At 58.9% G+C, this 25,891-nt stretch carries 27 protein-coding genes; 11 read left to right on the forward strand and 16 right to left on the reverse strand.

The genetic code is table 11. The annotated features are described in order from the left end of the window. The first annotated feature begins 47 nt into the window (after positions 1-47). From SynA1825c_RS05295 to cbbX, 5 genes are all read left to right on the forward strand, one after another. A complete protein-coding gene (locus SynA1825c_RS05295) occupies positions 48-1,892 on the forward strand; it encodes an NAD(P)H-quinone oxidoreductase subunit F (protein WP_186470606.1) in 1,845 nt (614 codons plus the stop codon). A 4-nt stretch (positions 1,893-1,896) separates the two neighbouring features. Further along, complete coding sequence (locus SynA1825c_RS05300; RefSeq protein WP_186471038.1) at positions 1,897-3,402, forward strand: NADH-quinone oxidoreductase subunit M; 1,506 nt, start codon at positions 1,897-1,899, stop codon at positions 3,400-3,402. Next, positions 3,399-4,544, forward strand: coding sequence for a CO2 hydration protein (locus tag SynA1825c_RS05305; protein ID WP_186470607.1), 1,146 nt, complete (start codon positions 3,399-3,401; stop codon positions 4,542-4,544). The genes SynA1825c_RS05300 and SynA1825c_RS05305 overlap by 4 nt, the downstream gene beginning before the upstream one ends. Before the next feature lie 341 nt (positions 4,545-4,885). After that, a complete protein-coding gene (locus tag SynA1825c_RS05310) occupies positions 4,886-5,137 on the forward strand; it encodes a 4a-hydroxytetrahydrobiopterin dehydratase (protein WP_186470608.1) in 252 nt (83 codons plus the stop codon). Beyond that, a complete protein-coding gene (cbbX, locus tag SynA1825c_RS05315) occupies positions 5,121-6,029 on the forward strand; it encodes a CbbX protein (protein ID WP_186470609.1) in 909 nt (302 codons plus the stop codon). Before SynA1825c_RS05310 ends, cbbX begins: the two co-directional genes overlap by 17 nt. Positions 6,030-6,050: 21 nt before the next feature. Here the strand turns inward: cbbX and SynA1825c_RS05320 are convergent, their stop codons facing one another. Both SynA1825c_RS05320 and SynA1825c_RS05325 read right to left on the reverse strand, forming a co-directional pair. After that, on the reverse strand, positions 6,051-6,278 hold the full coding sequence (locus SynA1825c_RS05320) for a DUF3136 domain-containing protein (RefSeq protein ID WP_186470610.1): 228 nt from the start codon (positions 6,276-6,278) through the stop codon (positions 6,051-6,053). A 90-nt stretch (positions 6,279-6,368) separates the two neighbouring features. Continuing rightward, a complete protein-coding gene (locus tag SynA1825c_RS05325) occupies positions 6,369-6,767 on the reverse strand; it encodes a RidA family protein (protein WP_186470611.1) in 399 nt (132 codons plus the stop codon). A gap of 43 nt (positions 6,768-6,810) precedes the next feature. Between SynA1825c_RS05325 and SynA1825c_RS05330 the strand changes: the two genes are divergently transcribed. Next, the gene (locus SynA1825c_RS05330) at positions 6,811-7,905 is read left to right on the forward strand and encodes an ABC transporter ATP-binding protein (protein ID WP_370593782.1); all 1,095 of its coding nucleotides are present in this window, start codon (positions 6,811-6,813) and stop codon (positions 7,903-7,905) included. Here SynA1825c_RS05330 and gloB read toward each other — a convergent pair whose 3' ends face one another. After that, positions 7,906-8,670 (reverse strand): hydroxyacylglutathione hydrolase, encoded by a 765-nt coding sequence (gloB, locus tag SynA1825c_RS05335; protein ID WP_186470612.1) that lies wholly within the window; start codon positions 8,668-8,670, stop codon positions 7,906-7,908. 29 nt (positions 8,671-8,699) lie between these two features. Between gloB and hisG the strand changes: the two genes are divergently transcribed. After that, positions 8,700-9,353, forward strand: coding sequence for an ATP phosphoribosyltransferase (gene hisG / locus SynA1825c_RS05340; RefSeq protein ID WP_186471040.1), 654 nt, complete (start codon positions 8,700-8,702; stop codon positions 9,351-9,353). Continuing rightward, a complete protein-coding gene (locus tag SynA1825c_RS05345) occupies positions 9,353-11,182 on the forward strand; it encodes an ABC transporter ATP-binding protein (RefSeq protein WP_186470613.1) in 1,830 nt (609 codons plus the stop codon). The genes hisG and SynA1825c_RS05345 overlap by 1 nt, the downstream gene beginning before the upstream one ends. Here the strand turns inward: SynA1825c_RS05345 and SynA1825c_RS05350 are convergent. Next, positions 11,155-11,910 (reverse strand): alpha/beta fold hydrolase, encoded by a 756-nt coding sequence (locus tag SynA1825c_RS05350; protein ID WP_186470614.1) that lies wholly within the window; start codon positions 11,908-11,910, stop codon positions 11,155-11,157. The genes SynA1825c_RS05345 and SynA1825c_RS05350 overlap by 28 nt on opposite strands. A 79-nt stretch (positions 11,911-11,989) precedes the next feature. On the opposite strand from SynA1825c_RS05350, the gene SynA1825c_RS05355 reads away from it, so the two are divergent. Next, positions 11,990-12,493, forward strand: a complete 504-nt coding sequence (locus SynA1825c_RS05355; protein WP_370523187.1) for a GNAT family N-acetyltransferase — start codon at positions 11,990-11,992, stop codon at positions 12,491-12,493. Here the strand turns inward: SynA1825c_RS05355 and SynA1825c_RS05360 are convergent. From SynA1825c_RS05360 to SynA1825c_RS05370, 3 genes are read right to left on the reverse strand one after another with little or no spacing between them, the layout of a single operon-like run. After that, entirely contained in the window at positions 12,463-13,191 is a 729-nt protein-coding gene (locus SynA1825c_RS05360; RefSeq protein ID WP_186470615.1) for a TIGR04283 family arsenosugar biosynthesis glycosyltransferase, read from the reverse strand. The genes SynA1825c_RS05355 and SynA1825c_RS05360 overlap by 31 nt on opposite strands. Further along, positions 13,188-13,814: a TIGR04282 family arsenosugar biosynthesis glycosyltransferase gene (locus tag SynA1825c_RS05365; RefSeq protein ID WP_186470616.1), complete on the reverse strand. Its 627-nt coding sequence runs from the start codon at positions 13,812-13,814 to the stop codon at positions 13,188-13,190. The genes SynA1825c_RS05360 and SynA1825c_RS05365 overlap by 4 nt, the downstream gene beginning before the upstream one ends. Positions 13,815-13,833: 19 nt before the next feature. Next, positions 13,834-14,988, reverse strand: a complete 1,155-nt coding sequence (locus SynA1825c_RS05370; RefSeq protein ID WP_186470617.1) for a trypsin-like peptidase domain-containing protein — start codon at positions 14,986-14,988, stop codon at positions 13,834-13,836. Between the two features lie 53 nt (positions 14,989-15,041). On the opposite strand from SynA1825c_RS05370, the gene dnaA reads away from it, so the two are divergent. Then, positions 15,042-16,475 carry a chromosomal replication initiator protein DnaA gene (gene dnaA / locus SynA1825c_RS05375; RefSeq protein WP_255478457.1) on the forward strand — a complete coding sequence of 478 codons (1,434 nt, stop codon included), beginning with the start codon at positions 15,042-15,044 and terminating at the stop codon, positions 16,473-16,475. Positions 16,476-16,502: 27 nt separating this feature from the next. Here the strand turns inward: dnaA and SynA1825c_RS05380 are convergent, their stop codons facing one another. The 3 genes from SynA1825c_RS05380 to SynA1825c_RS05390 all read right to left on the reverse strand — a co-directional run bounded on the left by SynA1825c_RS05380 (position 16,503) and on the right by SynA1825c_RS05390 (position 18,348). Beyond that, positions 16,503-17,030, reverse strand: coding sequence for a DUF2808 domain-containing protein (locus tag SynA1825c_RS05380; protein ID WP_186470618.1), 528 nt, complete (start codon positions 17,028-17,030; stop codon positions 16,503-16,505). A gap of 22 nt (positions 17,031-17,052) precedes the next feature. After that, a complete protein-coding gene (locus SynA1825c_RS05385; protein WP_186471043.1) occupies positions 17,053-17,703 on the reverse strand; it encodes a ParB-like protein in 651 nt (216 codons plus the stop codon). 66 nt (positions 17,704-17,769) lie between these two features. Next, complete coding sequence (locus SynA1825c_RS05390; RefSeq protein ID WP_186470619.1) at positions 17,770-18,348, reverse strand: DUF2808 domain-containing protein; 579 nt, start codon at positions 18,346-18,348, stop codon at positions 17,770-17,772. Positions 18,349-18,462: 114 nt separating this feature from the next. Between SynA1825c_RS05390 and gorA the strand changes: the two genes are divergently transcribed. Further along, positions 18,463-19,824 carry a glutathione-disulfide reductase gene (gene gorA / locus SynA1825c_RS05395; RefSeq protein ID WP_186471044.1) on the forward strand — a complete coding sequence of 454 codons (1,362 nt, stop codon included), beginning with the start codon at positions 18,463-18,465 and terminating at the stop codon, positions 19,822-19,824. A gap of 8 nt (positions 19,825-19,832) precedes the next feature. Here the strand turns inward: gorA and SynA1825c_RS05400 are convergent, their stop codons facing one another. Genes SynA1825c_RS05400 through SynA1825c_RS05425 form a run of 6 tightly spaced genes read right to left on the reverse strand, consistent with a single transcriptional unit; the run spans position 19,833 to position 25,770 of the window. Then, the gene (locus tag SynA1825c_RS05400; protein WP_186470620.1) at positions 19,833-21,353 is read right to left on the reverse strand and encodes a GMC oxidoreductase; all 1,521 of its coding nucleotides are present in this window, start codon (positions 21,351-21,353) and stop codon (positions 19,833-19,835) included. A gap of 39 nt (positions 21,354-21,392) precedes the next feature. Next, on the reverse strand, positions 21,393-21,998 hold the full coding sequence (locus SynA1825c_RS05405; RefSeq protein WP_186470621.1) for a heme-copper oxidase subunit III: 606 nt from the start codon (positions 21,996-21,998) through the stop codon (positions 21,393-21,395). Between the two features lie 4 nt (positions 21,999-22,002). After that, entirely contained in the window at positions 22,003-23,691 is a 1,689-nt protein-coding gene (locus SynA1825c_RS05410) for a cbb3-type cytochrome c oxidase subunit I (RefSeq protein ID WP_186470622.1), read from the reverse strand. Between the two features lie 5 nt (positions 23,692-23,696). Continuing rightward, complete coding sequence (locus SynA1825c_RS05415) at positions 23,697-24,641, reverse strand: cytochrome c oxidase subunit II (RefSeq protein ID WP_186470623.1); 945 nt, start codon at positions 24,639-24,641, stop codon at positions 23,697-23,699. After that, positions 24,638-25,273, reverse strand: a complete 636-nt coding sequence (locus tag SynA1825c_RS05420; RefSeq protein WP_186470624.1) for a DUF2231 domain-containing protein — start codon at positions 25,271-25,273, stop codon at positions 24,638-24,640. Before SynA1825c_RS05420 ends, SynA1825c_RS05415 begins: the two co-directional genes overlap by 4 nt. Continuing rightward, positions 25,270-25,770 carry a DUF2231 domain-containing protein gene (locus SynA1825c_RS05425; protein WP_186470625.1) on the reverse strand — a complete coding sequence of 167 codons (501 nt, stop codon included), beginning with the start codon at positions 25,768-25,770 and terminating at the stop codon, positions 25,270-25,272. The genes SynA1825c_RS05420 and SynA1825c_RS05425 overlap by 4 nt, the downstream gene beginning before the upstream one ends. Positions 25,771-25,891: the final 121 nt, after the last annotated feature.

Genomic DNA, 25,891 nt, shown 5'->3' on the forward strand with positions numbered 1-25,891 from the left:
ATTCCCCGGCCAATACGCCCTACAACGACCCCTTCGGTCTCGTTGCTTTGACTTCAGCACTTTCGCTGCCCCTTCAGACCGCCTGGCTGATCCCTTTGTATGGATTTGCTGGGATGCTCGTGTCCCTCCCCTGGGCATTCGGCTGGTTTCGGCGTGACGCCCATCGTCCTCCGGCCTATCTCAATATCCTGCTCACCCTGATCGCCGTCATCCACGGCAGTCTGGTGCTGAGGGATGTGATGGCGACGGGCCCTGCTGTGATTGGCATGCCCTGGCTCACGGTGGGTGATCTCAATCTTGAGATCAGCTTCAGCCTCTCCCTGACCAACGTGTCAGCACTCGAGCTGATCACCGGGCTCAGCCTGCTTTCCCAGCTGTATTCCCTCGGCTACATGGACAAGGAATGGGCTTTGGCTCGTTTCTTTGCGTTGCTGGGTTTCTTTGAGGGAGCCATGTCGGGTGTGGTGTTGAGCGACTCGCTGTTCCAGAGCTACTTCCTGCTGGAAATGCTGACTCTGTCCACCTATCTGTTGGTGGGTTTCTGGTACGCCCAGCCTCTGGTAGTCACCGCCGCTCGGGATGCATTCCTCACCAAGCGCGTCGGTGATGTGATGTTGCTGATGAGTGTGGTGGCACTCACGGCCTGGTCAGGTGTGACCGGTTTTCAGGATCTCTATGCCTGGTCTGCGCGCGACACGCTCACGCCTCTCGCGGCCACACTGCTTGGCCTTGGCTTGATCGCTGGCCCCACCGGCAAGTGTGCTCAGTTCCCCATGCATCTCTGGCTTGATGAGGCCATGGAGGGTCCCAATCCGGCGTCGATTCTGCGCAACTCAGTGGTGGTGACCTGCGGCGCGATCGTGCTGCTGAAGGTGATGCCTCTGCTGCAACATGCTCCCGTCACGCTTGTGGTGCTCCAGGTGATTGGCGTGATCAGCGCGATCGGTGGTTCCCTTGTGTCGATTGCCCAGGTTGATATCAAGCGCACCCTCTCGTATTCCACAACGGCTTATCTCGGCTTGGTGTTCATCGCGATCTCTCTGCAGGTGCCCGTTCTTGCTCTGCTGTTGCTGTACGCCCACGCTGTCTCCAAAGCCCTGCTCTCCATGAGTGTGGGGGGTGTGATTGCCTCCACTAACTGCCAGGACATCACAGAACTTGGTGGCCTTGGCGGTCGGATGCCGGCCACAACCGGTTCCTTCCTCGTGGGAGGCGCCGGTCTGGTGGGCCTGCTGCCGCTCGGAGGCTTTCTCTGCTTCGCTCAGGCCGTGGAACTGGTGGGAGCCAGGGCAACAATCTTTGTTCCCGTTTTTCTGATCACCAACGCACTGACGGCTCTAAATCTCACCCGGGTGTTCCGCCAGGTGTTCCTCGGCCCCTCGCTGGCGAAGACCCGACGGGCTGCAGAGGTCAACTGGCAGATGGCCTTGCCCATGGTCGCGCTCACGGTGATCGTGCTGCTGACGCCTCTGCTTCTCATCCGGCTGGAATCCCTGGATGGTCTGCTCGCATTCCCTGCCTCCGCAGCTGCTCTCGTAGTCGCTAGCGGTACCTCTGGGCTGCTGGTTGGCGCCCTCATTCCCCTCAACAAGGCCTGGTCGCGCTCCCTGAACCCGATCCTCCGCTGGTTCCAGGATCTGCTGTCCAACGACTTCTACACGGAGCGTTTTTACCGGGTCACGATCGTGAATGTCGTCGCAACGTTTTCCCGACTGGCTGGATGGTTTGATCGCAATGCCGTTGACGGGGTGCTGCACGGGCTTGCCCGCTTCTCCCTTTCCAGTTCAGAGGGTCTGAAACTGAGCATCAGTGGTCAGTCTCAGTCGTATGTGCTCACCGTGATCGCCGCCATTGTGCTGCTGCTCATGTCCCTGAGCTGGGTGCTGCAGTGAGGTCATCATGCTGACGATTCTTCTTCTCATCCCTTTCCTTGGAGCACTGCTGATCAGTGTTCTCCCCTCCGAAGGTAGCTCCGAGCGCGTCCGCACTTTGAGTGTGATCACGCTGGTGGCTCAATGCGTGCTGAGCTTCGCATTGCTGCTTCCTTTTAGTGCCGTCGAGCCAGGCATGCAGATGCTGGAGACACTGCCGTGGTTGCCCCAGGTCGGTCTTGAATTCAGCCTCGCTCTTGATGGGCTGTCGCTTCCCCTAGTGCTCATGAATGGGGTGCTCTGTCTGGTAGCCACCCTCGCTTCCCGCTCGATCAGCAATCGCCCCCGTCTTTATTTCGCTTTGCTGCTAGTGATCAGCGGAGCCGTGAATGGAGCCTTCCTTGCCCAGAACCTGCTGCTCTTCTTCCTTTTCTACGAACTGGAGCTAATTCCCCTCTGGTTGCTGATCGCCATCTGGGGTGGTGCGAACCGTGCCTATGCGTCCACCAAATTTCTGATCGTCACCGCCGTGTCCGGTGTGCTGATTCTGGGAGCCTTCCTGGGCATTGCTCTGGTAACCGGAACGGTTGATTTCGGCATCCGGCCGATTCTGAATGCCCAGATGGGGATGACGAGCCAGTTGGTGCTGATGGGGGCTCTCCTCATCGGCTTCGGCATCAAAATTCCACTTTTTCCCTTCCACACTTGGCTTCCGGATGCGCACACCGAAGCCAGTACGCCTGTGTCGGTGCTTCTCGCCGGCGTTCTGCTCAAGCTGGGCACCTATGGACTGCTGCGTTTCTGTTTGGGGCTTTTCCCTGAGGCCTGGTCCGTCGCTGCCCCGTGGTTGGCAGGCTGGGCGGCGGTTTCTGTGCTGTATGGCTCGCTTGCCGCCATCGCCCAGACCGACATGAAACGCATGGTGGCCTACAGCTCCGTGGGCCACATGGGATACGTGCTTCTGGCTGCGGCTGCGGCCACACCCCTTGGACTGATGGGTGCGTTGTTCCAGATGGTGAGTCACGGCCTCATTTCGGCCGTTCTTTTCCTTGCGGTTGGTGTGGTTTACGAGCGCACAGGAACCCGCGATCTCAATGTGCTGAGGGGTCTTCTCAATCCTCAGCGCGGTCTGCCATTGACAGGAACACTGATGATCATCGGTGTGATGGCCAGTGCGGGCATTCCCGGCATGGCCGGCTTCATTTCTGAGTTTCTGGTGTTCAAGGGCAGTTTCGAACTCTTCCCAGTGGCCACGCTTCTGTCCATGGTGGGATCAGGATTGACAGCCGTTTACTTCCTGCTGCTCGTGAACAGGGCCTTCTTCGGACGACTCGCGGTTGCACCGGGTGCGAATCCCAATCCATCCATTCTCACGCAGGTGTCCCTAGGGCAGCAGATGCCCGCGCTCACCATGTCCGTGTTGATCCTGATCTTGGGCGTTGCACCCAATCTTCTGGTGGGTCTGAGCCAGACGGCCACCACTCAGCTCAGTGAACTCGCCACACTGCTTCAACCCGGAGGGCTCACATGACGACCACCGAACGACCCCAGGCTATCGACGTCAGCCTTCCTGATCAGGAGGAGTTGATCCGACGTTTGCTGTCTGACAGCCCTTTGCTGGCCGATACATCTGACCACCTGCTCCAGGTGGTGAACGTGCTGGAGAGTTATGGCGTTGTTCTCGATGCCTACAGCAGAAATCTTGTTTATCAGGGCAAAACCCAGCTGCTGAACCCTTTCCCGGTGATGCGCTTCTTCCATGAAGGGTTTTCCTTCGGGCGTCTCTGGGAGCACCTCAAGGGTGATCGCATCAATTTCGAGTACGCCGAGTACTGCCAGAAGGCCATGTTCTGGCATGGCACCGGTGGTATGGATGCCTATTTCGATTCAGAGTCTTTTCAGGACGCCTGTCGTCGGGTGATTGCGCTTCGTTCCCGCAGAGACCCATTGCTGCGCCTCGTCAACACGGTTTATCCAGGTTTTGCACCTGAGGCGATCCGGTCGATGACCACCATTTATGCCCTCGGGCTGTTCTGGCGGGTGATGAGTGACATCTTCATCGATCTGGCGCGCCGCTACCGCATCGGCGAAGTTGCCTGTGTGCTGGATGTGGTGCATCACATCCGGGATGGCCTCGTGAAGGCAGCCGGGAGCCCGATTGAGTACGCAGTGGAGGTTGGCGGTGAGTCCGTCTGGCTGCTTCCTCCTGAAGCAGGTCTCACCTTCCTGGTGGATGTGGCTGTGCCCTACGTGGAGGCCGTGTTCTTCCGCGGCATGCCCTTCCTGGGAACGGTGTCGTACAACGCCCAGGCTCGTCAGATCGCAGCTGATCAGAGTCAGTTCAAGTACGGAGCGCTGTACGCCGATCCCGTGCCAAGCATGGGTGCTGGCATCCCGCCGAGCCTTTGCATGTCGGATATGTTCAGGAATCTGCCCGAGGAACTCAGCCGTTGGTACGACACTCACGGTCGCAGCCAGGCGGATGCGCATGTGCAGATCTGCGTCAGTTTCCAGAAGTCGATGTTCTGCGTTACAAATGCAGCAATCGCAGGCACGATGCCTCATCCCCTCACCACTGAAGATCCAGAACAGCAGGCCGCCAACCACGCCTACGCCTCGAGCTGGTCAGAACGATTGATGGGATGTCAGCGCGTGGCTTTGTTGCCAGGCTGAACGCGAAGCGCGAGGCATTCGGAGTTGGTTCTCCGCGCGTTCTGAATCAACGCTGATGTGGCTTCAAAGGGTCGGTGTCACAACTACCGAGTTTGTTGGAGTTTCCTTGGGAAGGGTTGAAGGTGGCTTGTCTCCCTTATGACAACAAATCCCAGCGAATTGGATGCATTGGATCCTTTCCGTGGAGAACCACCCTGGCTTTTCGTGTCCTCTCACATGATCATTAACGGGTCTGTTGCGCATTGGCGATTGCAGATTCCTGTCGTGAGATCCATCCCTTCAAGTTGATGAATGCTGATCCTGTGCTCATCTAAAGTTTCTGAATGAATTGAGATCAAGACGTGGATCAGTGGCATGAACGCAAACGTCCTGTCTGTCTCGAGCGGCGCTACGAATTCGAGACCTATGACGCCACCCGGGATTTCTTGGACAAGCTTGGTGATCACAGCGAAACCACCCAGCGCTTCCCGGACATCAGCTTCGGCCGCACCTACGTGAATATCACCATCAGGCCTGATGATGATGCCACTGACGCTTCGTTAAGTGAGGCAGATCGAGCATTGGCTTCCGAGATCGATGCACTCCTTGGTTGATCTGGACGCGGCGTATGCCACCTCTGGTGTTGGGGACGTCCTCGCTCAGCTCGATCGTGAATTGATCGGTTTAAAGCCAGTGAAAACGCGCATTCGTGAGATTGCTGCTCTGCTGCTGGTGGACCAGGCCCGTCAACAGCTGGATCTCTCCAGCACGGCCCCGAGCCTACACATGTCATTCACTGGACATCCTGGAACTGGCAAAACCACTGTCGCCCAGAAGATGTCGCAGATTTTGCATCGCCTCGGTTACCTCCGTAAGGGGCATGTGGTGACTGCCACACGGGATGACCTTGTGGGGCAGTACGTGGGCCATACCGCTCCGAAGACCAAGGACATGCTCAAGCGAGCGCAAGGGGGTGTGTTGTTCATTGATGAGGCGTATTACCTCTATAAGCCTTCGAATGAACGGGATTATGGGGCAGAGGCAATTGAGATTCTTCTCCAGGAAATGGAGCGAAGCCGTCAAGATCTTGTGGTGATCTTTGCTGGTTATAAAGATCGAATGATGGATTTTTATCGGTCAAATCCAGGTCTTTCATCACGTGTGGCCCACCACATTGATTTTCCTGATTACAGCGAAGTCGAGCTGATGGCGATTGCTCAGTTATTGCTTAAGCAGCAGGACTATCAGTTCAGCGATGAAGCCATGTTGGCCTTCCAGGGTTACATCAGTCGGCGTAAGACATTGCCCTTTTTCGCTAATGCCCGTTCGATTCGGAATGCGATTGAGCGTCTCCGGCTTCGTCACGCCAACCGTCTATTTTCCACGAGAACACAACTGCTTGACCGTGACGCTCTGAGCACCATCGAGGCCTCGGATGTTCGATCGAGTCGTGTGTTTCAAGGGGTTGTGGAGGGTGCGGATCCCGCTGAGCCCCTCACCACTTGACCGGCGTGGTGCCGTTGATTCCTATTTGTCGCTGGGCTGCTCCAGATCCCGACGGATCAAAGCCATGAGATAAGAAGGTGCCTTGTAACGACCGGGAAGGCAACGGTTCAGCGTTTCCAGGTGTCCCCAGCACACGGTCTTTTCGATCTCTTTGACCGCACGTCCCTCCTTAAGGAGTCGTCGTAATGCCTTGCAATACAACGGGTAACCGGCTTCCAGTTCACCGATGGTCAGCTTCGCCTGGGGCATGGAAGTCGGTCAGCACATACCTCAACTTATGCAACCGTGAGGTCGCCAATGCTCCGGGGGTTACAAATCCACTCCAGAGCATCAATGTCTTCAGCCGAGCCAGGCGATGCAGTCGATCTCAACCTTGGATCCTTTCGGCAGGGCGGCCACCTGAACGCAGGCGCGAGCTGGACTGATACCTTCGCCAAACATCTCGGCGTAAATCGCATTCACGGCCTGGAAGTCGGCGAGGTCCACCAGGTAAACCGTGGTCCTCACAACTTTGGATGCATCGGTGCCGGCCGCACTCAGCACGGCCTTGAGATTGCGAAGCACTTGTCGGGTTTCGGCTTCCACATCGCCATGACCAACCATTTCTCCACTGGCTGGGTCCAGGGGAATCTGACCCGAGCAATACAGCCAGCCACCCGCCTGTACGGCCTGGTTGTAAGGCCCCACCGGAGCCGGGGCATCCGTAGTGGTGACGGCCTGATGGACGATGGTGGTCATGTGGTGGGCTCACAATGAGGCTGCATTTTCGCTTTCCGTGTTGATGGAGGCCTGTCCAGTCGAAATCGAGGGCCTCTGGCACAGCTACAGCGCCTCTGGCGCTGACTGGACGCTGCAAGGGATCGATCTCCGCCTGCAACGCGGCGAACTCGTGGGATTACTGGGACCCTCCGGTTGTGGAAAGACCACCCTGCTACGACTGATTGCCGGGTTTGAGCAGCCCAGCCGAGGTTCTGTCCGTCTGCATGGGCAGGTCGTGGCCAATCCCCAACGGTCGCTGGCGCCAGAACGGCGTGGTGTGGGCATGGTGTTTCAGGACTATGCGTTGTTCCCGCACCTCAACGCCTGGCAGAACACCTGTTTTGGGTTGCGGCCCGGTCAGGACACCTCACGGGCGTCGTGGTTGCTGGAGCTTCTGGGACTGAAGCAGTTCAAATCGCGGTATCCCCATGAGCTCTCCGGCGGGCAGCGTCAGCGGCTTGCTCTGGCCAGGGCGCTTGCGCCATCGCCTTCAGTGGTCCTTCTGGACGAGCCCTTCTCCAATCTCGATGTGGAGGTGCGTCTGCGCTTGCGCAGTGAACTGCCGGCCGTGCTCAGTGCTTGCGGGGCAAGTGGTGTGCTGGTGACCCATGACCCCGAGGAGGCCATGGCGATTTGCAGCCGTGTGGCGGTGTTGCGGGATGGGCACCTTCACCAGTGCGCCAGCCCACGCGAGTTGTTCGATTCGCCTGCCACACCCTTTGTGGGAAGTTTTGTGCTGCAGCGCAATGTGTTGCCCGTCTGGGTGGATGCCGCAGAGGGTTGCCTCCGTTGCCCCTTGGGAGATCTGGAAAGGCCCCGGGATCTCGATGGGGCTTCACTTCCCGAGGAGGCAACGGTGCTTGTGGCTCCTGAATCGATCTCGCTGCAGGAAGACTCCAGCGGGGAAGCCTGCGTGATGGGCAGAGAGTTCCTGGGTCACAGCTGGCTTTACCGGGTGCAAACCGGCGACCGACAACTGCGTCTTCTCCGCCCACTTGCGGAGGATTACGCGCGTGGTCAACAGTGCCGTTTGCAGCTTAAACCTGGGTCCTCGGTTCTGCTTCATCCCCAGCGCTTGGCCCTGCTGACTCGCGCCAGCTCAACAGTGGAGGGGTGATCAGCCGCGCCAGCTGTCCTTGTGGGATCGCAGCTCAGCCAGTTCTTCTGCAGAACCAGCCTGAAGGAACAGGTTGGTGTCGCGTTCCCTGTCCATCGTGCTGGGCAGCGTCAGTTCACCTCGGCTGCGCTGATCTGTGACCGCTGCAAGCCGTTTGGCAATGGCCTCGTTGCCAGGCCTGAGGGCGTGAGCCCAGCGCAGGTTCCCCTCCGTGTATTCGTGGGCGCAGTGCACCCGGGTGCTCCCTGGAAGCCTGTCGAGACGACCCAGAGCCAAATGCATGTCCTCGGCTGATCCTTCGAACAGCCGTCCGCAACCACCCGCGAACAGCGTGTCCCCGCAGAACAGCGCCGGCGTTGGATCTGAAGGTGAAGCCCCCTCGGGGAGCACGAAGGCCAGGTGGGCACGGGTGTGGGCCTTCACGTCGATCACCTGCACGGGTTGCCCCAGCAGATTCAGCAGCATCCCCGCCTTCACGGACATGGTCTGAAAGGGAATCCTCTCCAGGTCAGCCGCAGCGGCGACCACGCTCGCTTGAGGCCAGTGCTCGAGTAGCTCCGGCGTGCCGCCGATGTGATCAGCGTGATGGTGGGTCTGAAGAATGGCCTCCAAAGACAGGTCGCGATGGCGAAGCCAATTGATCACGGGTTTTGCGATGGCAGGGTCGACGACCACGGCCTTCCGGTTTTGGACCCAGATCCAGATCACGTTGTCTTGGAGGACCGGCAGAGGGAAGATCCCGTCGCTCTGAACGGATTGGCCCATCGTTAAAGTTTCGAACGATGCAGGCATCCATGATCACCGTTGCACTGGCCAAGGGAGCGCTGCTATGCGACTCCGTGGACCGTTTCAAAGCAGCGGGGCTGGATTTTTCAGCGGTGCTGGACCCTGATAACCGTCAGTTGATGGTTCCATCCGTTTGCGGTCGAGCCAGGGCTCTGTTGGTTCGCAACGGTGACGTGCCTGTCTATGTCGCTTACGGCCAGGCGCAGCTCGGCGTGGTCGGTTACGACGTGCTGCGGGAGCATCAGATGCCTGTCGCTCACTTAGCCGATCTCGGGTTTGGCGGTTGCCGCATGTCCGTGGCTGTGAAATCCAGCAGCGGTTATCAGCGCGTAACGGATCTGCCCCCTCATTGCCGCGTGGCCAGCAAGTTCACCCGTTGTGCCAGGCAGTATTTCGACTCCATTGATCTCCCTGTCGAGCTGGTGCACCTGTCGGGCTCGGTTGAGTTAGGTCCGATCACCGGCATCGCCGAAGCGATTGTGGATCTGGTGGCTACCGGTCGCACCCTCAAAGACAATGGTCTCGTCGCGATTGAGGATCTCTTCCACACCACTGCGCGGTTGGTGGGGCATCCCCTGTCTTTGCGCCTCGATCAGGGAGAGCTTCAGCAGATCATCACGGCCATGGATGCGCCAAGGTCCACTCCGGTGGGCGCAGCCTGATGGCCGGTTCGGATCTCAAACGCATCCGCCGTCTGGGTCGCTATCTCGGGCAGGACCGTCGTCGATTGCTGCTGACCCTGACGCTGTTGGTCCCCCAGGCTTTTTCCGTTGCTGTCCAGCCGCTGCTCATCGGTCAGGCCATCTCGATTCTTCGCACCGGGACCGGTGCCACCAACGAAGCCGTGCTGCCGCTCCTCCAGCCGCTCGACAGCACGCTGGCCTTGAGACTGATCGTCGCTGCAATGCTGATCGCAGTGCTGCTGCGTTTCGCCCTTCAGAGGGTTCAGCTCTCCAACAATCAGTACCTGGGTCAGCGACTCACGGCCAGGATCCGCCGGGACCTGTTCTCCCACGCGATGGATCTTTCGCTCAGGTATCACGACCGCATGCCTGTTGGAAAGCTGCTGACGCGTCTCACCAGCGATGTGGATGCTTTGGCTGAGGTCTTCGCCAGCGGAGCTGTTGGTGTGCTCACCGACCTGGTCACGCTCACGGTGATCGCCGTCACCATGCTTCTGGTCGAGTGGCGGTTGGGATTGCTGCTTCTGGTGTCACAGGTGCCTGTGACCCTGGTGATCCTCTGGTTACAACGGCGGTATCGCAAGGCCAATTACCGGGTCCGCGAGGAGTTGTCTCAGCTCAATGCTGACTTTCAGGAAAACCTGCAGGGTTTGGATGTCGTCCAGATGTTCCGGCGTGAGGTTTTCAATGGTGAGCGCTTCAACCGAACGGGTCGTGCTTATCGGGAAGCGGTCACTGGAACGATCCTGTTCGACAGCAGCATTTCTGCCTTCCTGGAATGGGTGGCGCTCGGAGCCGTTGCTGTGGTGCTGGCTCTTGGGGGATGGATGGTGACCGCCGGCGCGATGGGTCTTGGAACACTCACCACCTTCATCCTTTATTCACAGCGTCTGTTTGACCCTCTGCGCCAGATGGCTGAGCGCTTCACACAGATTCAGGGCGGACTGACCGCTGTGGAGCGGATCGGAGAACTGCTGGAGGAACCACTGGAGATCCGTGATCTCTCTGGTGATGTCGCCTCGGACGCCCCCGATGGCATATCCAGGCCCTTGCAGGTGATGCCCTCAACCCGTGGTGAAGTGATTTTTGAAGGTGTGCATTTTGCCTATCGCCCTGATGAGCCAATCCTTCAGGACCTCAGCTTCCGCATCGCACCCGGAGAGCATGTGGCCTTGGTCGGCCCCACCGGTTCCGGCAAGACCACTGTCATTCGTTTGCTGTGTCGCCTGTATGAGCCCCAACAGGGACGAATCCTGCTGGATGGTCGTGACATTCGCACTCTGCCGCTTGCCGAGCTGCGCCGTCAGTTGGGTGTGGTTCTTCAGGACACCTTCTTATTCAGTGGCACTGTTGCTGACAATCTCCGTTTGGACCGTGAGATCGATGATCGGCGGCTGCGTGAGATCTGCAGGGATCTGGGCTTAAGCGACCTGCTCGATCGCTTGCCTCAGGGGCTAGAGACGGAACTGCGGGAACGGGGTGGCAACCTCAGCTCCGGTGAGCGTCAGCTTCTGGCTGTGGCAAGGGTCGCGATCCGCAACCCCAATGTTCTGGTCATGGATGAGGCCACAGCCTTCATGGACCCGTCCACCGAAGCCACCCTGCAGCGGGATCTCGATCGGCTGCTCGAGCGGCGCACGGCTGTGGTGATTGCCCACCGCCTGGCCACGGTGGAAGCGGCTGATCGGATTCTGGTGCTGCGTCGTGGTCGCCTGATCGAGCAGGGCACCCATCGTCAGCTTCGTGCCCAGGGCGGTCTCTATGCCGAACTGGCCGAACTTCAGGAGCGGGGATTGGCGCGGCTCTGATCGGCCATCCATTCGAATAGCACTCTCCTGAGCTGGTCCGGTTGCTCTCGCATCACCAAGTGGCCGCAGGAGCTGATCTCCCGGTAATCGTGGTTTGGGCTGTAAGCCGCCAAATGCCGGACATAGCCGGGTTCCATGACCTGATCCTTGTCACCGCTGATCCAGAGATTGTTAACGCCAAGCTCGGCCACTAGACCAGGCAGTTCGCGTACCGCACCGCGGCAGGTGCTGTTCACGAGCAGGCCTCGGGCGGCCCGATGTTCCGCCTTGAATGGACCCAGAGAACCAATCGGCGCCGGCCATCGGCCCAAGCCATCAGGACGCAGCTGAAGGATCAGATTGCCAAGGCTGCGCAGTCGACGAAACGGTCTTGGTTGATAAATGCCACCTCCAGCTGCCAGCTGCACTACCCCGCAGAGATTCGACCGTTGTTGACGGCGCAATTCCGCTTCGGCATGCAGCACCACACTGCCGCCGAGGGAATGCCCCATCAGCACGAATGGACGTCCCTGCGCTCTGTGGATCGATGCTTCAGCCAGCCAGCGTCCATAGCTCGCCAGGTTCGGCAGCAAGCCAGAGGGCCTGGGTGCATCGCCGAATCCGGGCAGGTCCGGGCACCAAAGCTCAATCTCCGGATGCTGCCGAGCCCAGCCTGCGGCGAACGGTGCCCAGACATGCCTGCTGAGAAGCCAGCCGTGGACAGCGATCAACAGGTAGTCGGCAGTCATCGCGCTCGATCAGGCCATTCCACCTTGCCGCTCTTTTGACCTTCGGTGCGCCAGGATCGACCTGAAATTGCCCCGTCCGGTGACCGACCACTCCTCCCTGACTCCAGAGATCCTGCAGGCGATGTACGGCGATCAGGCGAAGCTGTGTGCGTCACCCAGCGACCAATTGACGTTGGTGTTCAGCCAGCACCGCCCCTTTGATCTGGTGGAGCTCGAGCAGCTGTTGGAGGCGGTGGGATGGAGCCGTCGCCCTGTGCGGCGCGTGCGCAAGGCCTTGGACCACAGCCTGCTGAGGGTTGGCCTGTGGAGGCATGATCTAAGGGTTCCCCGCTTGGTGGGCTTTGCCCGCTGCACCGGTGATGGTGTGCTGGAGGCCACGATCTGGGATGTGGCTGTTCATCCGCTGTATCAAGGCTCTGGACTCGGCAGCCAGCTGATGGACTACATCTTGGACGCCTTGCGCGTGCTTGGCACCGAGCGGGCCACGCTGTTCGCGGATCCTGGTGTCTTGCCGTTCTACAAGCGTCTGGGATGGGATTTGGAACCCGGTGGTCACCGCTGCGGCTTCTGGTACGCCAACTGATCAACGCCGTAGCGACGCGCCAGTTGCTCTGCTGGCTCCCCTCGCTTCCAGCTCCGGCGCAGCATGGCGTTGCTCCAACTGCGCCGAAGCACACCATCCCCATCCCAGCGCCGCCCATCGGTGGTCAGCGGCAGGCCAATTCGGCGCAAGCGTGTGATGGCGCTCAAGCGCTCCACCAAATCGAGATCTTCCATGAGCGGCAGCTCCTTGAAACCACCGCAGCGTTCATACAGGCTGCGGTGAATCAGCAATCCCTGATCGCCGTAGGGGCGTTGCAGCCAGCGGCTGCGCAGGTGCACGAGCTGCTCCAGCAACCGACGTGCCCATGTGCTCGGCTCGATGCACAGATCGAAATACCAACCGGAGCCTTGAGCATCCTCTGACGGCAGCAGATGGATGACTGAGTCTTGCCAGTTGGGTGCTAGCCGACTGTCGGCATGGAGGAACAGCAGCCAATCCCCTCGGGCTTCGTCGGCCGCGAGCGCCAGTTGACGTCCCCGGCCAGGGGGATGCACGCTGACGACGCGCCCTCCGGCCAGCTCCGCGATCTGTGGGCTGGCATCGATGCTGCCACCATCACTAATCAGAATTTCGAGTGGGAACGAACTCTGCTGCAGGTCTGCCAGCAAGAGCGGCAATCGCGCTGCCTCATTGAGACAGAGCACGATCACGCTCAGTGGAGGCTGATTCCTCGTCATTGCAGCCAAGCTGTTAAGTCGTTCAGCTGGTCGATGTCATTGCGTGCAACGAGCTCTGCCGGCTCCACGCCGTGACGCCGAGCGCGTTCGCGGGTGACATGACACACCCGGTCGGTCCCCCATGGCATGGAGTGGAAGGGCCAGCGGGGTGCACCAGGGCCTGAGCCATCCAGGCCGAGCAGCCAGTAGCCCCCATCTTGAGACGGGCCCAGCACCACAGGTGCTTGTTTCAGCGCTTCGATGGCTTGCGCGAGATCCCGTTCTTCTAGATCGGGCAGATCCGTCCCGATCAGGATCACGGGTGAGCCGGGGTGCACAGTCTTGGCCCTGAGCACCTCCCTACGCATGCGATTTCCGAGGCCTCCGTGTCCTTGGCCGATCACCCTGGCCTGGGGCAACGATGCCAGCCAACGTTGGCGTGCTCGGGGGCCCGCTCCGCTGACAGCAACGTGGAGATGGAGCCGATGCTGCGCGGCCACGTTCTGCGCAACGGTCAGAGTGTGAGCAATCAGCCGTGACTGAATGCGTGCAGCTGGTGATGCGCCCAGGGTTTGCGCCAGCCGCCGTTTGCAGCGACCGCTGGCAGGCCAGCGGGTCATCACCACCAGCACCGGCTGGGTCATTGGATCGATTGAGCGCGCATTACTGCTGACGTGGAAGCTCTTCAGGTGTCACTGTGAGCTCCACCGTCTCGCCGTCTCGTTCGACCACGATCGGCATCGGTTGTCCGACGCGTCCGCGGTCGACCGCCAGCTGGACCTGGGAGGGGTCCTGAACCTCGGTGCCGTTGACAATGCGAATCAGATCGCAGGCTTTGATTCCTCCACGGGAGGCTGGGCTGTTGTTGACCACCTCGATCACGAGCGCACCGTTCAGTTCGGGGACCTGGCAGAAGTCGCTGGTGGCGTTGATCTCCTTGGCAAGCTGGGGAGTGAGACCCTGGAGGCGAACGCCGATGAAGGGGTGGGACGCCTGGCCTGTGCTGATGATCTGCTGGGCGATGCGTTTGGCCAGATTGATCGGGATCGCAAAGCTGAGGCCGGCTCCCGGCGCCTGACGGATTGCAGTGTTGATGCCAATCACCTGACCGGCATCATTGATCAATGGACCGCCGCTGTTGCCGGGATTCACGGCCGCATCGGTCTGAATGTAAGGAACACGTTGACCTTCTCCAACGGCATTGGTGCGGTCCACGGCGCTGATGATCCCCGCCGTCACGGTGTTGTTCAGGCCGAGTGGATTGCCGATGGCAATGGCCCACTCTCCGGGTTTGAGATCGCTGGAATTTCCGAGCGGAGCAACCGGCAGCTTGTCGGCCACCACGCGAACCACGGCCACATCGGTCAGCGGATCACCACCCAGCACGTTTCCGCGGAAGCTACGGCCATCCGGGAGTGTCACGGAAACCTGATCGGCCCCTTCCACTACGTGAGCATTGGTGAAGATCAATCCGTCGGAGCGGGTGATGAACCCCGACCCTTGGCCGGCTTGTTGCTGGACTGGCGGACGTCCTCCAAACAGCTTGCCCAGCGGGTTGACCACACGCTTAATGGTGTCGATCCGAACCACAGCGGGGCCGACCCGATCCACGGCCTGAACGATCACGTTCTTGCCGGGTTGCAACGGTGCTGAACGCGGTCCATCACTGACTTCCGGCAGAGGGTCAGTGGACTGAGGCTTGTCCAGCCCGACCCGTTCGCGCCAGGAGGTTCCGCAGCCGCTCAGGCTTGTGCCGATGAGGCCGATTCCCAGAAGCAGTGGAATCCTCTGCAGAAAGCGCTGGGTGGCGGGAGCCATGGACGTCGGTGGCTTTAACAGGGTCTCATTAAAGACTGACCGATCGGCCAGAGGTGCGTAGATTCAGCCTCCTTGATTCAGTCGACGCAGTGCTGACGGGCAGTGAGCTTTGGAGTCATGTTCAGCAGACCCTTCAGAGCAACCTCAGCAAGCCGACCTTCGAAACCTGGATTCGACCGGCTCAATGCAGCGGATTCCGGGATGGAACGCTGACGCTTCTTGCTCCCAATAGCTTTGCCAGCAACTGGTTGCGCAAGAACTACGCCAGCACGATTGCTGAAGTGGCCGGTGAGATTGTTGGCCAGCCGGTGGAGGTGTCGGTTCAGGCCCGCGATGCGGATGAGCCGCAGACCGCGGCAGGTGCCGGCAATGCGTCCACTGCTGTGGTCTCAGATCCCACACCCGTGGCGGCACAACCTCCTGTGGCTGCTCCCAAGGCTTCGGCGCCGAGGCGGCTGCCTGGCCTCAACATGCGCTACGTGTTCAATCGTTTTGTGGTCGGGCCCAACAGCCGCATGGCGCATGCGGCCGCCCTTGCCGTCGCCGAAGCCCCTGGCCGCGAGTTCAATCCGCTGTTCATCTGCGGTGGTGTGGGTCTTGGCAAGACCCACCTGATGCAAGCCATCGGCCACTACCGCCTTGAGATCGACCCCGAGGCCAAGGTGTTTTACGTTTCCACCGAAACATTCACCAATGACCTGATCGTGGCCATCCGCAAGGACGGCATGCAGGCTTTTCGGGATCGCTACCGAGCCGCAGATCTGATCCTTGTGGATGACATCCAGTTCATCGAGGGTAAGGAATACACCCAGGAGGAGTTCTTTCACACCTTCAATGCCCTGCATGAGGCTGGTCGCCAAATCGTGATCGCCAGCGACCGTCCGCCCAGTCAGATTCCACGACTTCAGGAGCGCCTGATCTCGCGCTTCTCGATGGGATTGATCGCTGACATCCAGGCGCCTGATCTGGAGACCCGCATGGCGATCCTGCAGAAAAAAGCTGAGCAGGAACGGGTCTCGCTTCCCCGAGACCTGATTCAGTACATCTCCGGTCGCTTCACCTCCAACATCCGTGAACTCGAGGGTGCTCTGACCCGCGCGGTGGCCTTCTCCTCGATCACCGGCATGCCCATGACGGTCGAGTCGGTGGCACCGATGCTGGACCCCAGCGGTCAGGGTGTGGAAGTCACGCCTGAGCAGGTGATCGACAAGGTGTCCGAAGTGTTCGGGGTGTCGGCGGATGAAATGCGGAGCAGCAGCCGTCGCCGTGCGGTCAGCCAGGCTCGTCAGGTGGGTATGTTTCTCATGCGTCAGGGCACTGGGCTGAGTTTGCCTCGCATCGGTGAAACCTTCGGAGGGAAGGATCACACCACCGTGATGTATGCCATCGACCAGGTGGAGAAAAAACTTGCCAGCGACCCCCAGGTGGCAAGTCAGGTTCAGCGTGTGCGTGACCTGCTCCAGATCGACTCCAGGCGCAAGCGCTAAGCAGGATCGGTTACGTCTGCCTCTGTCTCAGAACACCGCCTGGAAAATGTCCATCTGCACCACACCCACGACCTGACTCACTGGATTTGGCCCGGCTGGCGTGGCAGAAAGCGAAAAGGTGTAGATGTCTGCGGGTGGGTTGGTTCCTGCCTTGAAGGCGACTGTGATGGTTTCTCCAGGCGCGACTGGCGTGTTGAACTGCACATCGATCGTGCGCGCACCTTCGCTGAACGCTGCAGTTACTGGCACGGATCGGCCCTCCTGCCGAGGGGTACCGATGAAAGCAGTGACAGGAACGGCGCCGTTGTAGAAGGCAGGTTCAACGCCCCGGATCTGTTCCAGGTGCAGCTGGCCCAAGTCAGCGCTAGCGCCCTCAGGCATTTCAAGGGTCAGGTAGTACACAGCACAGCAGTCGAACGCGTACCAGCGAAAGTTCGTGAGTTTGGCTTGTGTTGGCACGGCCACGAAGCTGGTTTGACCCTTGAGTTCCAGTGTCTGGCCACTCGGCGGAAGTAGCAGGAGGGCCGCTGCGAGGCCAGCCGTCAAATGGAGCATTGGCTGATAGAGGTGGGATGGCTCAGGACTTGCCGGTCCAACCGGCTAAGTGTCGAGCTGCTGATGATTGGCAGAGGCGTCGGGCTGCTGGCAGCGCCGGATCGAGTTGCGCTGAGCTGAACGGAGGTAGAGGGCGGGTCCGAAGCCAGCTGCCCCAGCGGAATTCGTGATAAGGGATCAGGGGTTGTGGCTTGATCAGTCGTTCTTTCTTGAGCTTCCAAACCAGGCTTCGGTAGGGATCATCCTGCAGGTCAAGAAGAGAGGTCGGCAGGGCTGATGGGGCCCATGGTCCCTTGCCACGTTCATCGTGGAGATAAAGCCAACCTCGTTGCTGAAGCGCTTCCAGAGCATCATTTCGATTGACACTGTCGAGCTCAGCGATCACATAGCCATAGCTGGAGACATCGGTATCCATCTCCAGCAGGGCCCGCAGACGGTGATGACGATCCACCATCCAGAGCTGGCCGTCTCTGTTGCGCACCAGAGGCACCGGTTTCCTGCGCAGGTAGTTGAGCCGTTCACTTTGGCTGTCTTGGCCGAAGTCGCGCTGACGGCTCCACACTTCGGCAAGTCCAACGCACATCTGGGTTGGCTGCAGCGCACGCACCTTGACCTCAAACAGATCGTGCTCGCCGTCGTGATCAGGAATCCGGTCGAAATGGGGCAGGTGCAGGGTGAAGTCCGCAACGTTGCTGTCTTCACCCTATGCCGATCTCAACGGTTCTTCACTGTCGGATCTTCAGCGTCGGAAGGGTTGCAGGATGTCCATCTGGAGCACGCCGACTAGCTGAGGGATTGGATCGGGGCCTGCGGGAATGGCCGAGAGGGAAAAGGTGTAGAGATCTGCAGGCGGATTGGTGCCCAACTGAAAAGCCACGGTGACGGTGTTGCCTGGTGGCACCGCTTGTGGGAAGCGCACCACCACATTGCGGGCCCTGTCGCTGAATTCGGCGTTGGCGGCAATTGCTTCCCCTTCCCGTCGTGGTGTTCCTAAAAACGCTCTGACCGGAACGGCGCCCCGCCGAAAGGCTGGTTGCACGCCACGAATCTGATCAAGGTTGATGGCGCCGAGCCCCGCTTCGGCACCAGCAGGGAACTCGAGCACCACGTAAATCACGGCTTTGCCCTGGAAGGCGTACCACTGGTAGTTCACGAGTTTTGCCTTGGTGGGCACGGCCACGAAGCTGGTCTGACCGTTGAGGTCAACCGATCGAACCGGAGCCAGTGAGCTCAGCAAGGCAACTGTGAGGGATGTGGCGATGGCTGCGGCTTTCGCAATGCTTTTGGAAGTGCTCTTGGCGAAGGTGCTCAGACGCATGGCGTTCGTGGGTTCCCGTTGATTCTGGTCGAATCGGCGGTTGGTTCAGGCATGCACGGATCCCGAGATCCATCGCATAGCCCTCAGAATGAGATGTGATTAATGGGCATTCCGGTGGAGCAGTCGTTTGATCTTGTGGTGATCGGTGCTGGCTCCGGTGGTCTGGCGGCAGCTAAGCGGGCAGCGCGTTACGGCGCCAAGGTGGCCATCGTGGAAGGGGATCGTGTGGGTGGAACCTGCGTGATTCGCGGCTGTGTGCCCAAGAAGCTGCTGGTTTATGGATCCAAGATGGTGGAGCATCTCGAAAATGCTCCCAGCTACGGCATTCATCCTTCAGCGCTGACGATCGACTCGTCCCAGTTGCTCGCCAATGTGCGCACCGAGGTGGATCGTCTCAATGCGCTGCATATCGACTTCCTGGAGAAGGCCGGCGTGACCCTGATTCGAGGCTGGGGCCGCTTCGAGGATGCTCACCACATTGTGGTGTCGCCGACTCCAGCAGGCGAGCCTGAGCATCGGCTCCGTGCTGAACGGGTGATGATTGGCGTTGGCGGTCGCCCCCATCGCCTTGACATCCCTGGCGCTCAGCTGGCTTGGGTGAGTGATGACATGTTCCAGCTGGAGCGCTTTCCCGAACAGGTGGTGGTGGTCGGCGCCGGTTTCATCGCCTGTGAATTCGCTGGAATCCTCCGTGGGCTGGGTGTTCAAGTGACTCAGCTCGTGCGGCGAGATCACCTTCTCCATGGTTTTGACAGTGAGCTGTCGTCGGCGGTGCAGGAGGGCATGCTTGAGCAAGGCATCGACCTGCATTTCTCCACCAGTCCTGTCGCCATTGAAGGTGTGCCTGGGGATCTTGTGGTGCTAACGCAAACCGGGGAACGGCTGTCCTGCGGTGGTGTTCTGTTGGCCACAGGTCGACGACCGTTTCTGCACGGACTTAACCTCCAGGCGGCAGGCATCACTGTTGAAGGGCATCGGCTACAGGTGGATGTTGATCAGCGCACCAACGTCTCCCATGTTTTCGCCGTTGGCGATGTGACGGACCGCATTTGTCTTACACCCGTTGCGATTGACGAAGGTCGTGCTTTTGCAGACAGCATTTATGGCCAGCGGCCGCGGCAGGTCAATCATGATCTGGTGGCGAGCGCCGTGTTCTGTCAGCCAGAACTGGCCACGGTGGGTCTTTCGGAGGATGAGGCGGTGGCCCGCTTTGGAGCGTCGGGGGTGGTGATCCATCGCGCCCGTTTCCGCTCGATGGAACAGGCTTTGCCCAAGCGTGGTCCGCGCTGTCTGCTCAAACTTGTGCTCGAAGCGGGTACGGAGAAGGTGCTTGGTTGCCATATGGTTGGCGACCATGCAGCCGAGATCATTCAGATGGCTGCAATTGCCGTTGGCATGGGAGCCACCAAGGCTGATTTTGATCGCACCATGGCTTTGCATCCCACCGTGTCAGAGGAGTTCGTGACGATGGCCTGATAGCCAGATCAGCCTCGAATTCTGCGATCCAGGGTGTCGGCAAGACGCAGGGCCAGAGCAATGGTGGTGAGGCCGGGCCCGACACTTGGGCAACTGGCAAACACGCTGGTGTCGGCAATGTAGAGGTTGTCGATGTCGTGGCACTTGCCGTCAGCATCCACGACGGAGGTGGCGGCATCGTTGCCCATGCGGCAAGTGCCGCAGGCAAAGCCGACCACACTCAAAGGGGCTTCTCCTCGGGGATGGACAGGTTCAGCTGTCACGACTCGCGTCAGTGGATCGGCTTCGACCGCTTTGAGGGTGTCAATCCAGCGGTAGACAAGACGATCGTGAGCTTCGCGGTTGTTGTGGATGTAATTGATGCGGACCTGATTGTTGTTCAACCAAATGCGGTTTTCTGAATCAGGCAACACCTCGGTCATGGCCCACCACGCCACGGACTTTGACGCCAGACGTTCCAACCCTGCATCGGGAATCAACTTGCTCACCAAGGAAAGCACCGGCGGCGATTCTGCGAACAGCGCATCTTGAAGCACGCCGCCGGCGGCCTGGATGTGGCCTAGAGGGAAACTGACATTCTTGTCGCCCCAGTAGTAGTCGTTAATCCCAAGAGATCTTGCGTAGCGGCCGCTGTTGGCTTCAGATGCTTTTTGCAGGATGGAAGTGAGCTGAAGATTCATCAGATTGCGGCCCACCTGCTCAGAGCGATTGGCGAGCCCCCCTGAATGGCGCTCGTTGCTGGAGCGAAGCAGGATCGCTGGGGTGTTGATGGCGCCTGCCGCTAGCACGACCAGATCCCCTGAAAACAGCCAGGACTCCCCGTCCACATCGGCTTCTACCCCCTTCACCTCCCGGCCCGACGGATTCACATGCAGCCGTTGAACATTGGCGTGGGTGCGCACCTGCAGATTGTTGGTGTCGGCGTTGTCGATTCCATAGAGCTGGGCGTCGCCGCTGGGGTCGTCCTGATTGTCGGACCAGCTGATCGGCAGGTCATAGGGTTGACAACCCTGACGCTTCAACCCCTCGCGTAACGGCTCAAGGAACGGCGTTAAGGGACGTGGTAGGTGCTCGAATGCCTTGGTGCGTGGTGGCTCTGTGGGATCGACACCGACCTTGCCATGCACGTGGTATAGCGCTTCGGCCTTGTCGTAGTAAGGCGCCAGATCGCTGTAATGAATGGGCCATGCGGGAGAAATACCTTGCTGCAGTTGCACCTCGCCGAACTCCCGTTCCCGCATTCGCTCCAGAACCGCACCCCAGATTTTGGTGTTGCCCCCTAATGCGTAGGCGGTTTGCGGTGCGATCGGGTCACCGTCAGGTCCAAACCAGTGCTCATCCTTGGGGTGGTAGCGATCCTTTCGCAGCAGGTCGACATCCGCGACGTTTTGGTCGCTGAGAGGCATGGCCTCACCACGTTCGAGCAAAAGAACATGTCGTCCCGCACGACTCAGAGCACCCGCGAGGGTGCCTCCCCCGGCACCGCTGCCGATAACGATGATGTCGTAGTGGCGATCGTCGATGATCATGGCTGGATGTTTGGGTGTGAATCGGCCGTTGCAGGTTGATCAGGTGGTGCGTTGCCAGACGTAGATCAATACGTAGAGGATGATCCAGATCACATCCACGAAATGCCAGAACAGGCTGACGGCTGTGACACCCATTTCCCCCTTGGCGTAATTGTTGGGACGGAAGGATCTCGCCAGCATCAGACCCATGAGCAGGATGCCGGTAATGACATGAAGTCCATGAAATCCCGTCAATAAGTAGAACGTGCCGCCAAAAACACCGCTGTTGAGATGGAAGGGAAGCTCCGACCATTCGACGTACTGCCCGTACACGAAATAGGCACCCATGGCCATCGTGAGAAGCCATAGGGCACGGAATCCCCAGAGGTTGTCCTTGTGCAGGTAGCGTTCAGCGAAATAGGCGACGAAGCTGGAACTGACCAGGATGACGGTGTTGATGAAAGGGAGCTTTGTCTCTAGACCCTCAACACCCTCCGGAAGCCACTCGGGGCTGGTGAGTTTGAGCAGCGAAAAGCCCACAAAGAAAGCCAGAAAGATGATGCTTTCTGAGCAGAGAAAAATAATGAACCCGGTGAGGTTGTGGCCGTCGTGCTTGATGTGCCCCGGTTGATGATTGAGAGAAAGATCTGGATTGGCGCTGGTCATCGATTTAGGCCTCCATGGATCGGCGGATGTAGAACTCTTCGTCCTCAACGAGGGGGCGCCCCAGTCCGTAGCCATAGGGCTCACTCATGACCGTGGGCACGTCATCTTCAAAATTTTCGGCAGGGGGTGGAGAAGGCAGTAGCCATTCCAGTCCGATCGCATTCCATGGGTTGGCGGACGCTTTGGCGCCCCGTGACCAGGAGCTGACAAGGTTGAGGATGAATGGAATGGAAGCCACACCGAGCATGAAAGCCCCGATGCTGGCAATCACATTCCAGATGGCAAATTCCGGGTCATAGGAGGCCACACGGCGGGGCATGCCGTAAAGGCCGGCCCAATGAAGAGGGAGCCAATTGAGTGTTGCCCCGATGAATGTGAGAGCGAAATGCACCTTGCCGAGACCTTCGTAATACATGCGCCCGGTGAACTTCGGGAACCAGTGGTAGATGCCGGCGAAGATCCCGAAACCGATCGTGTTGAAGATGATGTAGTGAAAATGAGCCACCACGAAATAGGTGTTGCCGACGTGAATATCAATCGGAACGGTGCCAAGCATGACGCCGGTAATGCCGCCGAAGATGAAATTCACCAGTCCTCCCAAGACAAACAACATTGGAGTGGTGAGGCGGATCTTGCCTCCCCAAAGAGTGCCTAGCCAGGCGAACACCTTCACGCCTGTGGGTACGGCGATCAGCATGGTGGTGACCATGAACAAATTGCGCATCCACTGGGGTGTTCCTGTGTAAAACATGTGGTGAACCCACACGATCAGACCGAGGAACGTGATGATGAACGAGGCCAGAGCTACGAACTTGTAGCCGAAAAGTGGTTTGCGTGAATACACCGTGATGAGTTCGGAAAAGATGCCGAACACCGGCAGCACCATGACGTACACCGCTGGGTGCGAGTAAAACCAGAAGAAATGTTGATAGAGAACCGGATCGCCTCCGCCTTCAGGTCGAAAGAAACTGGTGCCGAAGCTGAGGTCAAAGAGGAGCATGATGGCGCCGCCTGTTAAGGCAGGCAGGCCAATGAGCTGGAGGGTCTGTGCCGCCCAGGCAGTCCAGATGTACACAGGCATCTTGAAGAAACCCATGCCGGGAGCACGCATCCGCAGGATCGTGGTGACAAAGTTGATCGCGCCCATGATCGAGGAAATGCCGGAAAGCGCTACAGCGAGGATCCACAGAAATTCCCCGTTGATCAGATGCCCAAGCGGGTTCTGAATGCTGACCGGTGGATACGACCACCAACCGGATGACGCAGGACCGCCCGGCACGAAAAAGCTGCTCAGCAACACCAGGGCAAACACAGGCACCAACCAGAAGGCGGCGGCATTCACCTTGGGGAAGGCCATGTCGGGTGCCCCGATCATGGTCGGAATCAACAGGTTGTTGAATCCATTGAGGACCGGAAAAAGAAATAGGAACAGCATCACTGTCCCGTGCATCGTGTAAAGACCGTTGTAAACACTCGGGTCAACTAGATCGGATGGAGGTGTGATCAGCTCTCCGCGCATCACCATGGCCAGCAGACCTCCCACGAGCAGGAAGAACAGCGACAAGCCGATGTATTGGATACCGATCACCTTGGCGTCGGTGTTGAAACTGAAAAAGCGTTTCCAGTTGTCGGGTGCCCCTGGAACAGGATGGGGAGCCTTGAGCACCCTCGGGTCGTAATTCGTGCTGGTCATCGGGGTCAGGCGTCGTGGGGCTCGTCGGGATTGCCGGGGTCGTTGACCATCGGTGGTGTTGCTGGAGGCACCGTGGCCCATCCACGGTTGCCGTCTTTAAGTCGCTTGGCGTAGAGCGATGTCCCAGGGCTCAGTCCCTGCACAAGCGGACGTTTGGCCGTGGCCTTCAGCCAGGTGTTGTAAGCCTGCTCGGACTCCACGACCACGTCGGTTTGGTTGTGAGAGAAGTAGGCGCCACTGAACATCGAGTCGCGCAGGCGATATCGACCTTCTCGAGTCGGTGTGATGCTGTATGAGATCACACTTCCAGGAATGATGTCCTGTTTCAAACGGAATGCTGGGATGTAGAAGCCATGCAAGACATCCTCCGAGCTGAGCTGGAAATTGGCCCGCTGATTGATCGGTAAATGCAGTTCTGAGCTACGCACACCATCGGGATAAATGAATTCCCACGACCACTGGCGGGCAATTACATCGATCGGCCCGATGTCACGACGAGCATCCACAGTTGCCACGGCATCAGGGGCTTGGTTCACCGCAACGTCATATTTCTGCTTGGGGCCCAGGGACGCCAGTTTTTCGTTGACTTGGATCGAATAGAAGGCCAAAGCCATCACGATCACGAAGGGAATCACTGTCCAAGTGATTTCCAATCGGGTGTTGCCTTCGATGGGAAGACCGTCACTTTCGTCATACTTCTCTGCCCGGTTGAAGATCACAGACCAAAGGATGAAACCCACGGATCCGATGAAAATGAAGGCACCGATCCCTACTTCAAGACTGAACAGGTCATCGACATAGGGCGCAGCCGTTGATGCAGGAACAGGAAGCCATGCGTAAGACCATTGGGCGACTTGAATGCTCAAGAGAGCATCCGCAATTGTTGCCATCGCAACGATGACCAGCAATCGGAGAGGGAATCCCTTTTTGGGTGTTTGTGTAGATGTCATGGCAGGGCCTCCTTGAGATCTGCGCCTGCCGCCAAGAGCTGATCCGCGGTGATGTGAACACCAAATTCACTGGCCAGCCAAGCCCCGAGGCTTCCGTGCACTCCCATGATCAGCAGAATCAGGGTTCCACATCCCAGATACAGCCAGGTCACCTGCCGGCCAAAATCCTTGCGCCAGACGAAACGCTGATAACCGCGCCAGATGGTCATCGCCACGATGGCCAGCAGCAGGATGACGCCGCCGATGCCGTGCCAAAGCATTGTGCTGATGGCATTCTGGCCGATCAAACTGCGGATTCCCGGCAGCGGGACGGCCAGCAGCATCTCGTAGAAGCCTGCGGCCACAGTGAAAAAGGTGATAACGCTGCAGGCGAGCACGTTGTACCAACCCACATCATGAAATCCACTACGGGTCACGGGTAGGGCTAGGTAGCGGAACACCCGCTTTTCAAGCGGATAGAACGCACCTGCAAAATCAAATGCGATGCCGATGGCGAACAATCCGATGGTGAAATGCACCAAATTCGGATGGATCGGGATGGCGTAAGGGAGATCGTTTGCCCCCAGTTGGTCTGCGATGTCGTTGATGGGAGAGGGGATGGCCATCAGTTGGATCAGGTTGAGGGATGTCATGACACCGCTCCACTACGAATGGCTTCCACCACCGGGACGGTGTGAAGTCCGTAGACCCAAACCAGCTTGTCTCCGAGATACACCTGGCAGAACACGAGGGTTGCCAGCACGCCGTCAATGACGAGAAAGCCGGTGGGCAAATGCGTGGGATCTTTTTGTCGGACCACATAACGCCATCCGGTCAGGAGCCCTAACACCCCCGCCAGTGACCATCCGATGGTGCTGTGGTAGTTGAGGATGTCACGGGAGGCACCGTACGGATTGGCCAGACCTGCCTCAATTTGGCCAAAAATAATCGCTACGAAGATGGCCACCGTGGCCACCACCAAATTCCAGAAGGTCACTTCGAAGAGATTCTTTCGGCGCGTGATCACACCAACCAGATCGAACACGACGCTGATCAGTGCCATCGCGATCACAAAGTGCACCACGATTGGGTGAATGACATCCAACCAGGGAAGATTTTTATCGTTGAGCGGTGGAAGCAGCTCGAGCATCGGCAAGCCGAGCAACGCTTCCTAAGGATGAACAGCTTTTTGGATGTAGTCACCCTTTCGTGAACGAATCCGCGCCTGGCTGTGATGAGTTGCTCATCAAACCTGGCTGGCACGACGCATT

It is taken from the genome of Synechococcus sp. A18-25c, from assembly GCF_014280035.1.
Lineage (GTDB): Bacteria > Cyanobacteriota > Cyanobacteriia > PCC-6307 > Cyanobiaceae > Synechococcus_C.